Here is a 12397-nt window from a genome sequence, read left to right as displayed (position 1 = left end):
TGGCAGGTCTACCTGGATTCGAACCAGGGGATGGCGGCATCAAAAGCCGCTGCCTTACCGCTTGGCGATAGACCTGCAGTGCTTTCATGAGAAAGACTTAAATAATGGTGCGGAAGGAGAGACTTGAACTCTCACACCTTGCGGCGCCAGAACCTAAATCTGGTGCGTCTACCAATTCCGCCACTTCCGCATCTTGAATCTACATAGTTACTAGTTAATTGGTAAAAACTAATAACTTTATATCTGTTTCCTAAAAAGGAATGGTGGCTACGACGGGATTCGAACCTGTGACCCCATCATTATGAGTGATGTGCTCTAACCAGCTGAGCTACGTAGCCACTCGTGAGCGAGACAATATAAACTGTTGCGCTCTTAGTGACAAGCCATTTTTTAATTAGGCTTAACACTATAAATAGTGGCAGGTCTACCTGGATTCGAACCAGGGAATGGCGGCATCAAAAGCCGCTGCCTTACCGCTTGGCGATAGACCTGCAGGCATAGCTAAAATAGCTATAAAACATGGTGCGGAAGGAGAGACTTGAACTCTCACACCTTGCGGCGCCAGAACCTAAATCTGGTGCGTCTACCAATTTCGCCACTTCCGCATCTATTCCTAATTACTTTCTAAAAAGTATTTAGGAATGGTGGCTACGACGGGATTCGAACCTGTGACCCCATCATTATGAGTGATGTGCTCTAACCAGCTGAGCTACGTAGCCATACCATGTTTTTGCTCCAACAATGCGTTGCCGTCTTGTTGGGAACGGGGCGCATTATGCGTAGTTGAGTCAAAAGCGTCAATAGTTTTTTTGAATAAATCGGCATAAATGGACTGTTCGATTTCTTTTTAAACAAAGAGGCGTGTTAATCATCGAAAACTGATAACAAAATGACGCAACTTGAAGGAGTTAAGTGAAAACTAAATTAACAAATAGCAAAAAGGCCAGCATGAGCGCTGACCTTTTAAGTCAAAGACTTGTATATAAATTATACGTTGAAGCGGAAGTGAACCACATCGCCATCTTTTACGATGTACTCTTTGCCTTCTAGGCGCCACTTACCTGCGTCTTTCGCACCGCTTTCACCGTTGAACTCGATGAAGTCGTTGTAGCCAACAACTTCTGCACGGATGAAGCCTTTTTCGAAGTCAGTGTGGATCTTACCTGCAGCTTGTGGCGCTGTTGCACCTACAGGGATCGTCCAAGCGCGTACTTCTTTAACACCTGCAGTGAAGTAAGTGTGTAGAGTCAGCAGTTCGTAACCTGAACGGATCACACGGTTAAGACCAGGTTCTTCGATACCCATGTCTGCAAGGAACTCTTCGCGATCTTCGTCTTCTAGCTCTGAAAGTTCAGATTCAATAGCAGCACATACCGCTACAACCACATTGTTTTCTTTTTCTGCGTAGTCACGTACCGCATCAAGATATGGGTTGTCTTCAAAACCATCTTCATTAACGTTAGCAATGTACATTGTTGGCTTAAGCGTTAGGAAGTTTAGGTAACCTACTGCTGCAAGCTCTTCTTTAGAAAGCTCAACTGTACGTGCCATGCCACCTTCAGTTAGAACTGGAAGCAGTTTTTCAAGCACAGTCAGCTCGAATTTAGCGTCTTTATCGCCGCCTTTTGCTTTCTTAGCGTTACGTTGGATTGCACGCTCACAAGAGTCTAGGTCAGCCATTGCAAGCTCAAGGTTGATTACCTCGATATCTTCGATTGGCGATACTTTACCAGCTACGTGAACGATGTTTTCGTTTTCAAAACAACGAACAACGTGACCAATCGCGTCAGTTTCGCGGATGTTAGCTAGGAATTTGTTACCTAGACCTTCACCGCGTGATGCACCTGCAACTAGACCAGCGATATCTACGAATTCCATCGTAGTTGGCAGTACTTTCTGTGGGTTTACGATTTTCGCTAGTGCGTCTAGGCGAAGATCTGGCACAGGTACTACGCCTGTGTTTGGTTCGATAGTACAGAAAGGGAAGTTTGCTGCTTCGATGCCTGCTTTAGTAAGTGCGTTAAACAGAGTTGATTTACCAACGTTTGGTAGACCAACGATGCCACATTTAAAACCCATGATAGTAACCTTATTCAGCTTTGAACGTGTGTAGACGGTTTTGTGCTTTTGATAGACCATCCTTAATCAGGATATCTAAACAGCGAACAGACTCATCTGCTGCTGCATCAAGAAGCTCTTGCTCTTTTGCCGGCGCTTTGCCTAGAACAAAACCGGCTACTTTATCTTTGTGCCCCGGATGGCCAATGCCGATGCGGAGACGATAGAAATCTTTGTTGTTTCCAAGTTTACTGATGGTGTCGCGAAGGCCGTTATGACCGCCATGGCCGCCGCCTTTCTTAAATTTAGCAACACCAGGTGGTAAATCTAGCTCATCATGCGCGACCATGATTTCTTCAGGTTTGATCTGATAAAACTTTGCTAATGCAGCAATCGCTTTGCCTGAAAGGTTCATAAACGTCGTTGGGATGAGTAGTCGAAGATCCTGTCCGTTGACCATAATGCGTCCTGTTAGGCCAAAGAACTTTGGTTCGTTCTTCAGGGTAACGTTATGTACGCGTGCTAGTTCTTCTACTACCCAAGCGCCCGCATTATGGCGAGTTCTAGCGTATTCAGGCCCAGGATTGGCTAGGCCAACAAGCAGTTTAATTGGTTGACTCAAGGTTAGGATCTCTCTTGGAATCTCAAAAAGCGCAGTATGATAGCACAGTTTTTTGTGATCAAGCGACAGCCGTGCTCGTCTCCCTACCTTTTGTGGACTTGAAAATAATCGCTAGTAGCGCTGCAGCGGCTAAAGCAAAGCAGTAATACGAGTGCATAGTGACTTCAAGAGGCGAAAGTTTGAGGATAGAGCCGGCCAAAAGTACCTGCGCGCCATAAGGCAAAACGCCTTGAATAACACAAGAGAATATATCTAATAAACTAGCGGCACGCTTAGCACAGATATCATGTTTCTCAGCCAGATCTTTGGCGATGCTGCCTGAAACTAAAATGGCAACAGTGTTGTTTGCTGTACAGCTGTTAACTAAGCTCACCAGTAGGGCGATACCAAACTCGCCACTTTTACGGCTCGATGAGTTGAGAAGTTTACTCAGAGACTGAGTTATCCAAGCCAGACCACCTTGGTATTTCATTAGTGAACTTAAGCCGCCGATAAACATCGAGAGTAAGAAGATCTCTTGCATGTTGCCAAAACCGGCGTAAATATCTTGACCATACTGAGTGAGAGAGTATTGCTCAGAATTAAACAACCCTACTGCGCCTGCTAATAGAATACCTACGGTCAATACTGCAAACACATTAAGGCCAGAAACAGCCAGTACTAAGATAGTGAGATAAGGTGCTACTTTAAGCCATTCGATCTCGATGGTTGCTGGTACTTCACTTGGCGTGCTGAGCAGCGTGAATAGAACTAATGAGACAATTGCAGCTGGTAGAGCAATAGCGACGTTCTCTTTGAACTTATCTTTCATTTCACAGCCTTGAGATCGAGTCGCGGCAATGGTGGTATCAGAAATGATCGACAGGTTGTCACCAAACATCGCACCACTTAGCACCGCGCCTGCAGCAATTGCATGATCAATTCCAGCGGTATCCGCAATACCTAGCGCAACGGGCGCAAGAGCGGCAATCGTTCCCATGGAGGTCCCCATTGCAGTCGCGATAAAAGCAGCAATTAGGAACATACCTGGCAAGATAAGGTTTGGCGGTAGCAGTGAAAGACCAAGGTTTACGGTAGCGTCTACCCCGCCAGTTGCTTTAGCTACAGCGGCAAATGCCCCTGCAAGCAGGTAGATAATACACATTGCGATGATGTCGCTATGTCCAACACCACGCACAAATTGTTCAATCGCTTTGTTGAGTTTCTCTTTGCTAAGCAGTATCGCGACTATGATCGCAGGCAGCGCGGCTACTGGTGCAGGCAGTTGATAGAAGGCAAAATCTACCCCTTGAAAAGTGAGATAGCTTCCAACGCCGATGAATAGAGTTAGAAAGAGCGCTAGAGGCAACAGGGCTTTCGCCGAAGGTGTTACGGGCATGACAAAAGTCTCAATAAGCTGAAATTGGCGCTAAGAGTACGCTTAGGGATTAGATGCGTCAACATCTAGACGTCTAAACGGCTTTTGTCCTGAGCGTTGTCATGAATTGTTAGGTAAGAACAGATACAAAAAAGCCCGCTAGAAGCGGGCTTTTAAAAAATATTTCAACAGTGATTAGCTGAACATCGCTGAGATAGACTCTTCGTTGCTGATACGACGAATCGCTTCAGCAAGCATGCGAGATAGGCTTAGCGTTGTTACTTTACCTGTGTCTGCCATTTCTTTAGACATAGTAATTGAGTCAGTGACGATTACTTGGTCTAAAACAGAGTTACCAATGTTCTGTGCAGCGTTACCTGAGAATACAGCGTGAGTTGCGTAAGCGAATACACGCTTAGCGCCACGTTCTTTTAGCGCTTCTGCTGCTTTACATAGTGTGCCACCAGTATCGATCATGTCATCAACGATCACACAGTCGCGACCTTCAACATCACCGATTAGGTTCATTACTTCAGAAACGTTAGCACGTGGACGACGCTTATCAACGATTGCGATATCGATGTCACCTAGCGCTTTTGCAGTTGCACGAGCGCGAACAACACCGCCTAGGTCAGGAGAAACAACCACAGGGTTCTCTAGACCACGAGCTTCCATATCTTCAAGAAGTACTGGTGTACCGAAGATGTTGTCTACAGGTACATCGAAGAAGCCTTGGATTTGCTCTGCGTGAAGGTCGATAGTTAGAACGCGGTCAACACCAACGTTAGAAAGGAAATCAGCAACAACTTTTGCAGTGATTGGCACACGAGCAGAACGTACACGACGGTCTTGGCGAGCGTAACCAAAGTAAGGGATAACTGCTGTAATACGGCCCGCTGAAGCGCGGCGCATTGCGTCAATCATCACTACAAGTTCCATTAGGTTGTCGTTAGTTGGTGCACAAGTAGATTGGATGATAAAAACATCACTACCACGTACGTTTTCGTTGATTTGAACAGCGACTTCGCCGTCAGAAAAACGAGAAACAGTAGCATCACCAAGAGAGATGTATAGACGATCAGCAATACGTTGGGCTAGTTCAGGTGTAGCGTTACCAGCAAATAGCTTCATATCAGGCACGGTGGAAACCTCAGGGTTGCGTCCAGTTTTTAAATAGATTGTGTGTGGGCTAAGCGATACTTAGCCAGTCTCTCGTGCAGAGGCGAAATATTCTTGCCTTTTGCAACAAAAGCAGAGACTGTGTCAGGCAGTTCGGCTAGCGTTGTTTCGGCGTCACTTTTGCTGGAAAATTCAGCAAAAACGCACGATCCAGTGCCAGTCAATCGCGACGGCGCGTATTGTAGCAGCCATGAAAGTTGCTTATCAACCTCTTGGTACAGCATTCGAACAATTTTTTCGCAATCGTTTCCGTAATTACTGTCAAGAAGCGTTGCCAGTGAACGTTTCGGCGTATTTCTCGTCAGCTCAGGGTGAGTGAATATGTCTACGGTTGCAATTGATACGTTTGGTCTTACGACGAGATACCATTTTTCTTCTGGCTGAGCGGGAGTTAGCTGTTCACCAACACCTTCAGCGAAGGCAGCAAATCCTAGAGTAAACACAGGTACATCGGCACCTAGCTTTAACCCGATCTCGGCTAGATCGTCTTCGCTTACATTGGTTTGCCATAAATGGTTTAAGGCAACCAATGTCGTAGCAGCATTCGATGAACCGCCGCCAATACCACCACCCATCGGCAAGATCTTATTCAGTTCGATATGAGCACCAAACTGACAACCACTTTTCTCTTGCAGCGCCTTTGCCGCTTTCCAAATTAGGTTATCAGTGAGTGGAACTCCGGGAATGTCAGGTGATAGTGTGATTTCTCCTGACTGGTTGGCCGTGATCGTCAGATCATCGCCATGGTCGAGAAATTGAAATAGGGTCTGAAGTTCATGATAGCCATTATCGCGGCGACCAGTAATGTATAGGAATAGATTCAGTTTGGCAGGAGAAGGCCAGTGTGTGGTTTCTGAGATCATTCGTCGAACGTCCACTTCGAAATAACAATATTGATAGAGGTACTACCTTGGGTAAGCTTTAGCTTTTTAGGTAAAGGAAGCGCAGCACCCAAATGCTGAACATCTTGGTAGCTTAAGTAATTAAGTGTCCAATTTTGTGTATTCACTTGCTTAGTGAGTGAAGCAAGTGTGTTGGTTTGATTTAACTGATAGTCATCGGCTTGGGTTGGGCGTCCTAGCATCCAGTCATTTAGCTGCTCGACAGGAATGTTGAGCCCAGTAAGCTGTTTGATTAGAGCTTCAGGGGTCGATGCCGAGTAAGTTTGCCCTTCATAGGTTTCAACGGTTGCTAAAGTTGGGGTCGCATTGAGGTTTAGAACGGTTTGACCTAGGAAAGTGGTCATGCGTAATTGCGTCTCTTGAGCTGAGTCTTGCCATTGAAAGTTGAGGGATTGTCTTTGCTGAGGAGCTATATAACCAAGCTTGCCAGAGGCTTGATAGCTTTCGATCATCGCGAGGCGTTGTTGATGGCTTTCCCATTCGACATTGGTTGTGCTGTCTATGCTCGCACAGCCCGGTAAAATCAAGCTGGTAACAAGGAGTAAAAAGAAGGCGCGAAAATGTGTCATCATTGTCGAATATTTATCCAGTTTTTCCCAAAGTTCGTCTTCACTATATCATTGAAATCACGAACTCAAGAAAACATATCGGGATTCCCCTTTCAATAAACGGGGTCATCAAGTAAAATTCCGTCCCTATTTATCCATTATCTGATTCAGAGAACCCTCGATACATGTCTTTGCTTGCTATAGGTATCAATCATAATACGGCCTCAGTCGAACTGCGTGAAAAAGTCGCATTTGGCCCGGAAAAGTTACCTGAAGCGTTAAAACAGCTTGGCGAAAACCCACTGGTAAACGGCAGTGTGGTTGTCTCTACTTGTAACCGCACCGAGATTTACTGTGATGTAAGAAACGGTACGAAAACAAAAGTCATCGATTGGTTGTCTCAATTTCATCAAGTTAGTCCAGAAGATCTTAAACCAAGCCTCTATATCCATGAAGAGCAGGCGGCTATCCGTCATCTCATGCGAGTGTCTTGTGGGCTAGATTCATTGGTGCTGGGTGAACCTCAGATTTTGGGCCAAGTCAAACAAGCGTATTCGGACTCTCGCGACCATAAAGCGGTAGACTCCGCGATGGAGAAGCTATTTCAAAAAGCTTTCTCGGTTGCTAAGCGAGTTCGTACTGAAACTGATATCGGTGGTAACGCTGTTTCTGTCGCTTATGCTGCGTGTACTTTAGCGAAACACATCTTTGAATCATTAGAGCAGTCGACGGTATTAATGGTCGGTGCGGGTGAAACCATTGAATTGGTTGCTAAACATTTAGCGGGTAATGGTTGCACCAAGATGATTGTTGCCAACCGAACTAAAGAGCGCGCAATGCCGCTTGCCGAGCAGTTTGGCGCTGAAGTTATTGGTCTACCAGAGATTCCAGAACATTTAGCGCGCGCAGACATTGTCATCAGTTCGACGGCTAGCCCGTTACCTATTATTGGTAAAGGTATGGTGGAATCAGCGCTTAAAGCGAGACGATTCCAACCGATGCTGTTGGTTGATATTGCCGTTCCTCGCGATATTGAGTCGCAAGTCGGTGAGCTCAATGACGCTTACTTATATTCGGTTGATGACCTTCAATCGATCGTCGATAGCAACATCGAACAGCGCAAAGTCGAAGCCATTCAAGCGGAAGCGATTGTCAGTGAAGAAAGTGCGGCATTCATGTCTTGGATGCGTTCACTACAAGCGGTGGATAGTATTCGAGAATACCGCCAATCAGCCAATGAAATTCGCGAAGACTTGTTGAATAAAAGTTTACAGTCCCTTGCAGCGGGCGCTGATGCAGAAAAGGTATTGTTAGAGCTGAGCAATAAGCTGACTAACAAATTAATTCATGCGCCGACCAGAGCATTACAAAGTGCTGCAGAGCATGGTGAGCCAGCCAAGCTTGCCACTATTAGACAAAGTTTAGGTCTGGACAACTCTTAGTAACTAAGAGCGACAGACTTCATCAAACCCCTGAGTTAAAGAAAACTATGAAAGCCTCTATTTTAACTAAGCTAGAAACCCTAGTTGAGCGTTACGAAGAAGTTCAACATCTACTTGGTGATCCAGATGTAATTGGAAACCAAGATAAATTCCGTGCGCTATCTAAAGAGTACTCTCAGCTTGAAGAAGTGACTAAGTGTTTCCAAGCTTATCAGCAAGCTCAGGAAGATCTTGTTGCCGCTGAAGAAATGGCAAAAGAAGATGATGAAGAAATGCGTGAAATGGCGCAAGAAGAGATCAAAGACGCGAAAGAAACCATTGAGCGCCTAAATGATGAACTTCAAATCTTACTTCTTCCAAAAGATCCTAACGATGACCGTAACTGTTTCCTAGAGATCCGTGCCGGTGCGGGCGGTGATGAAGCGGGTATCTTTGCTGGCGATCTATTCCGTATGTACAGTAAGTTCGCTGAGAAGAAAGGCTGGCGCGTAGAAGTGATGTCTTCTAACGAATCAGAGCATGGCGGTTACAAAGAGATGATTGCTAAAGTGTCTGGTGATGGTGCATACGGCGTGCTTAAGTTTGAGTCAGGTGGTCACCGTGTTCAGCGTGTACCAGCAACTGAATCTCAAGGCCGAGTACATACCTCTGCGTGTACCGTTGCAGTTATGGCGGAAATCCCAGAAGCGGAAATCCCAGAAATCAAAGCGGCAGACCTTAAAATTGATACTTTCCGTGCATCAGGCGCGGGTGGTCAGCACGTTAACACCACCGATTCTGCAATTCGTATTACCCACTTACCAACCGGTACGGTTGTAGAGTGTCAGGACGAGCGTTCTCAACATAAGAACAAAGCGAAAGCGATGGCGGTTCTTGCTGCGCGTATTATCCAAGCAGAAGAAGCGAAGCGTGCTGCGGAAGTGTCTGATACACGTCGTAACCTACTGGGCTCTGGTGACCGTAGTGACCGTATCCGTACGTACAACTACCCGCAAGGCCGTGTTTCCGACCACCGTATTAACCTGACCATCTACCGTCTAAACGAAGTGATGGAAGGGGACGTATCAAGCTTAGTTGATCCGGTAATCCAAGAGCACCAAGCTGATCAGCTGGCTGCTCTAGCAGAGAACAACTAATCCAATGCCGGCTGAAAACAGTGTTGAATACACACTAAAACAGGCCGTACAGCAACTTCAAGAGAGTGGCAGTGATTCGCCCTCTCTTGATGCCGCGGTGCTTCTTTGCCATGCACTCGACAAGCCTCGCTCATTTCTTCTTACTTGGCCTGACAAAATCTTAGATGCTCAGCAACTTGCTGCGTTTGATGATTTGCTGCAGCGTCGCCTAACGGGTGAACCTGTCGCTTATATCGTTGGCGAGCGCGAGTTTTGGTCATTGCCGCTAAAAGTTTCTCCAACCACTTTGATCCCGAGACCTGACACTGAACGTCTGGTTGAAATCGCGTTAGATAAAGCGATGCAAATGGAAGGCGACATTTTAGATCTTGGTACTGGGACGGGGGCAATCGCGTTGGCGCTGGCATCAGAGCTACCGCAGCGACAAGTAACCGGAATCGATCTTAAGGAAGATGCACAGCAATTGGCACAAAGTAACGCAAGTGCATTGAATCTTAGCAACACTCAATTTCTTGCGGGCAGTTGGTTTGAGCCACTTGCCGCTGGTACAGAGTTTGCTTTGATTGTGTCAAATCCTCCTTATATCGAGAAAGAAGATCCGCATCTAACGCAAGGTGATGTTCGTTTTGAACCATTGAGCGCGTTAGTGGCAGATGAAAAAGGCTTGGCAGATATTAGACATATCGCCACACAAGCTCGAGATTACTTAATGGATAATGGCTGGCTGATGTTTGAGCATGGCTTCGAACAAGGTGAGCCTGTCAGAGAATTATTACGATCGCTTGGTTATGACCAAGTGGCAACCTACAAGGACTATGGTGACAACGACCGAGTAACGATTGGTCAGTTTTCATCACTGAAGTAAGAGAGAATAACAATGTACGAAGGTTTAAAACATTTCCACCTGCTAACTATCGCAATCAGCGCGACCTTACTGTCGGTGCGCTTTGCAATGAAGATGGCAAACTCAAGCCTATTAGAGAAAAAGTTCTTTAAGGTGTTCCCTCATATTAATGATACCGCTCTATTACTATCAGGTATTGGTTTGATCTTTATCACTGGGTTTATTCCTTTCACGCCAGCAGCTCCTTGGTTAACAGAGAAGATTACCTGCGTACTGGCATACATTGCACTGGGCTTTTTTGCCTTGAAGCTGGGTAAGAACAAATTGCTTCAAACATTCTCATTCTTCGGCGCTCTTGGTTGGTTAGCGATGGCTGGCAAAGTGGCTGTGAGCAAAACGCCGATGTTCTTCGGTTAATGATTTGGTTAAGAAGGTCTAATAGCCAATATGCTTGAGTTATTTGATGAAGATTTTGATGCTATGGAGCTCGCACAAGGTGCTCTAGCATTGAACAAAGCGATTTCTCCTCAGACAGAAGTTGAATGGGCTGAAGCTGAACTAAACCGATTAGTTCGCGAGGCTGAATTAGCTTTATCGCATGAGGTAAATGAAAAGCAGCGCTTTGAGTCACTTCTTCGCCTGTTCTACTACGAATGGGAATTCCAAGGAGATAGAGACAGTTACTTTCGTTCAGAAAATGGCTTTATCGACAAGGTTCTTGAGCAGCGTAAAGGCATTCCCGTGAGCCTCGGCGCGATACTGTTATTTGTCGCTCGTAAGCTTGGTTTCCCTTTGGTGGGGGTGACTTTCCCAACTCAGTTTTTGCTCAAGTTGGAGTGGTACGGTGAGAAGCCGCTCTATATCAACCCATTTAATGGCGAGTATGTTTCTGAACACACCTTAAATGCATGGATGATCGGCCACAAAGGCCCATTAGCCAAGTTAGAATCAAAGCATCTTGAGGAAACGGACAATCCAACAGTTATTGGCCGTTGGCTGGCGCTACTGAAAAGTGCTCTACTGCGTGAAGAGCGCTATACTTTGGCGTTGAAATGTACTGATTTAGCCTTAACGTTTGTGCCTGATGACCCTTATGAGATTCGCGATCGAGGGTTTATCTATCAGCAATTAGATTGCCATCAGATTGCGTTAACGGATTACCAGTTTTTTATTGACCAGTGTCCCGATGACCCTGCTGCTGAACTGCTAAAGAATCAAGTGTCAGCAATGAGCAACACTCAAGTTACCTTACATTAAGCCCAGCCCGTAAAAGTTGGCACTACACAAAATAGAGAGAAGAAAATGGAACAGAAAATTGTTCATGTTGGTGATATTCCTGTAGCGAACGACAAGCCATTCACGTTGTTTGCAGGTATGAACGTTCTAGAATCTCGTGATCTTGCGATGCAGATTTGTGAGCACTACGTAAAAGTGACAGAAAAACTGGGCATTCCTTACGTATTCAAAGCGTCTTTCGATAAAGCTAACCGCAGTTCTGTTCACTCTTACCGTGGCCCTGGCCTTGAAGAAGGTATGAAAATCTTCCAAGAGTTAAAAGATACTTTTGGTGTAAAGATCATCACGGATGTTCACACAGAAGCACAAGCACAGCCAGTTGCAGACGTAGTTGACGTTATTCAGCTTCCAGCATTTCTTGCACGTCAAACAGATCTTGTTGAAGCGATGGCGAAAACTGGTGCGGTAATCAACGTGAAGAAACCTCAGTTCATGAGCCCAGGTCAAGTTGGCAACATCGTTGATAAGTTTAGCGAGTGTGGTAACGACAACATCATCTTATGTGAGCGTGGCTCTTGCCATGGTTACGATAACCTAGTCGTAGACATGCTTGGTTTTGGTGTGATGAAGAAAGCATCTAACGGCAGCCCAATCATCTTTGATGTAACGCACTCACTGCAAATGCGTGATCCTTCAGGTGCCGCATCAGGCGGTCGTCGTGAGCAAACTGTTGAATTGGCAAAAGCAGGTCTCGCGACAGGTATCGCAGGTCTATTTATTGAAGCGCACCCGAATCCAGATCAGGCTCGTTGTGATGGCCCATCGGCACTGCCGCTTGATAAACTGGAACCGTTCCTAGCGCAAATGAAAGCACTGGATGATCTGATCAAAGGTTTTGACCACATCGACATTAAGTAAGCCTTATTTATGGTTCGAGAAAGCCGGCATTTAGCCGGCTTTTTTTATACCTCAAACATACCAACAAAAGTGAATTATCAGCGAATTAGATATCAGCCTGGGATGTTATAACGTAACAATAACTCACTGAAAGCGAAGAGAATTCTTTTAGCGTT

The 12397-nt window shown here is 45.7% G+C and carries 12 protein-coding genes and 6 tRNA genes; 6 read left to right on the top strand and 12 right to left on the bottom strand.

The features are described 5' to 3' along the window. From ELS82_RS08940 to lolB, 12 genes are all read right to left on the bottom strand, one after another. Positions 1-75, bottom strand: a tRNA-Gln gene (locus ELS82_RS08940). A gap of 30 nt (positions 76-105) precedes the next feature. Beyond that, positions 106-190 (bottom strand) — tRNA-Leu (locus tag ELS82_RS08935). Between the two features lie 71 nt (positions 191-261). Continuing rightward, positions 262-338 (bottom strand) — tRNA-Met (locus ELS82_RS08930). A gap of 78 nt (positions 339-416) precedes the next feature. Then, positions 417-491: transfer RNA gene (locus ELS82_RS08925), tRNA-Gln, on the bottom strand. 29 nt (positions 492-520) lie between these two features. Beyond that, positions 521-605: transfer RNA gene (locus ELS82_RS08920), tRNA-Leu, on the bottom strand. 37 nt (positions 606-642) lie between these two features. Next, positions 643-719 (bottom strand) — tRNA-Met (locus ELS82_RS08915). Positions 720-987: 268 nt separating this feature from the next. Next, positions 988-2079, bottom strand: coding sequence for a redox-regulated ATPase YchF (gene ychF, locus ELS82_RS08905; RefSeq protein WP_134835182.1), 1092 nt, complete (start codon positions 2077-2079; stop codon positions 988-990). A 10-nt stretch (positions 2080-2089) separates the two neighbouring features. After that, positions 2090-2680, bottom strand: a complete 591-nt coding sequence (pth, locus tag ELS82_RS08900; RefSeq protein WP_134835181.1) for an aminoacyl-tRNA hydrolase — start codon at positions 2678-2680, stop codon at positions 2090-2092. Between the two features lie 58 nt (positions 2681-2738). Next, a complete protein-coding gene (locus tag ELS82_RS08895) occupies positions 2739-4058 on the bottom strand; it encodes a Na+/H+ antiporter NhaC family protein (RefSeq protein WP_134835180.1) in 1320 nt (439 codons plus the stop codon). 174 nt (positions 4059-4232) lie between these two features. Further along, on the bottom strand, positions 4233-5177 hold the full coding sequence (locus tag ELS82_RS08890; RefSeq protein ID WP_053440350.1) for a ribose-phosphate pyrophosphokinase: 945 nt from the start codon (positions 5175-5177) through the stop codon (positions 4233-4235). A gap of 29 nt (positions 5178-5206) precedes the next feature. After that, positions 5207-6079, bottom strand: a complete 873-nt coding sequence (gene ispE, locus ELS82_RS08885; RefSeq protein WP_134835179.1) for a 4-(cytidine 5'-diphospho)-2-C-methyl-D-erythritol kinase — start codon at positions 6077-6079, stop codon at positions 5207-5209. Further along, positions 6076-6690, bottom strand: a complete 615-nt coding sequence (gene lolB, locus ELS82_RS08880; RefSeq protein ID WP_134835178.1) for a lipoprotein insertase outer membrane protein LolB — start codon at positions 6688-6690, stop codon at positions 6076-6078. The genes ispE and lolB overlap by 4 nt, the downstream gene beginning before the upstream one ends. Positions 6691-6851: 161 nt before the next feature. Between lolB and hemA the strand changes: the two genes are divergently transcribed. Genes hemA through kdsA form a run of 6 tightly spaced genes read left to right on the top strand, consistent with a single transcriptional unit; the run spans position 6852 to position 12242 of the window. Then, positions 6852-8108: a glutamyl-tRNA reductase gene (gene hemA, locus ELS82_RS08875; RefSeq protein WP_134835177.1), complete on the top strand. Its 1257-nt coding sequence runs from the start codon at positions 6852-6854 to the stop codon at positions 8106-8108. Positions 8109-8155: 47 nt separating this feature from the next. Continuing rightward, a complete protein-coding gene (gene prfA / locus ELS82_RS08870) occupies positions 8156-9244 on the top strand; it encodes a peptide chain release factor 1 (RefSeq protein ID WP_134835176.1) in 1089 nt (362 codons plus the stop codon). Positions 9245-9248: 4 nt separating this feature from the next. Then, on the top strand, positions 9249-10109 hold the full coding sequence (gene prmC / locus ELS82_RS08865) for a peptide chain release factor N(5)-glutamine methyltransferase (RefSeq protein WP_134835175.1): 861 nt from the start codon (positions 9249-9251) through the stop codon (positions 10107-10109). Positions 10110-10121: 12 nt separating this feature from the next. Next, on the top strand, positions 10122-10505 hold the full coding sequence (locus ELS82_RS08860) for a SirB2 family protein (protein WP_134835174.1): 384 nt from the start codon (positions 10122-10124) through the stop codon (positions 10503-10505). 30 nt (positions 10506-10535) lie between these two features. After that, the gene (locus ELS82_RS08855; protein ID WP_134835173.1) at positions 10536-11345 is read left to right on the top strand and encodes a SirB1 family protein; all 810 of its coding nucleotides are present in this window, start codon (positions 10536-10538) and stop codon (positions 11343-11345) included. A 45-nt stretch (positions 11346-11390) separates the two neighbouring features. After that, positions 11391-12242: a 3-deoxy-8-phosphooctulonate synthase gene (gene kdsA, locus ELS82_RS08850; RefSeq protein ID WP_053440342.1), complete on the top strand. Its 852-nt coding sequence runs from the start codon at positions 11391-11393 to the stop codon at positions 12240-12242. Positions 12243-12397: the final 155 nt, after the last annotated feature.

The sequence above is a fragment of the Vibrio ouci genome, assembly GCF_004551525.1.
Taxonomy (GTDB): Bacteria; Pseudomonadota; Gammaproteobacteria; order Enterobacterales; family Vibrionaceae; genus Vibrio; species Vibrio ouci.
Note: the sequence above shows the minus strand (reverse complement) of the source record. Positions and strands in the feature narration are given on the sequence as shown.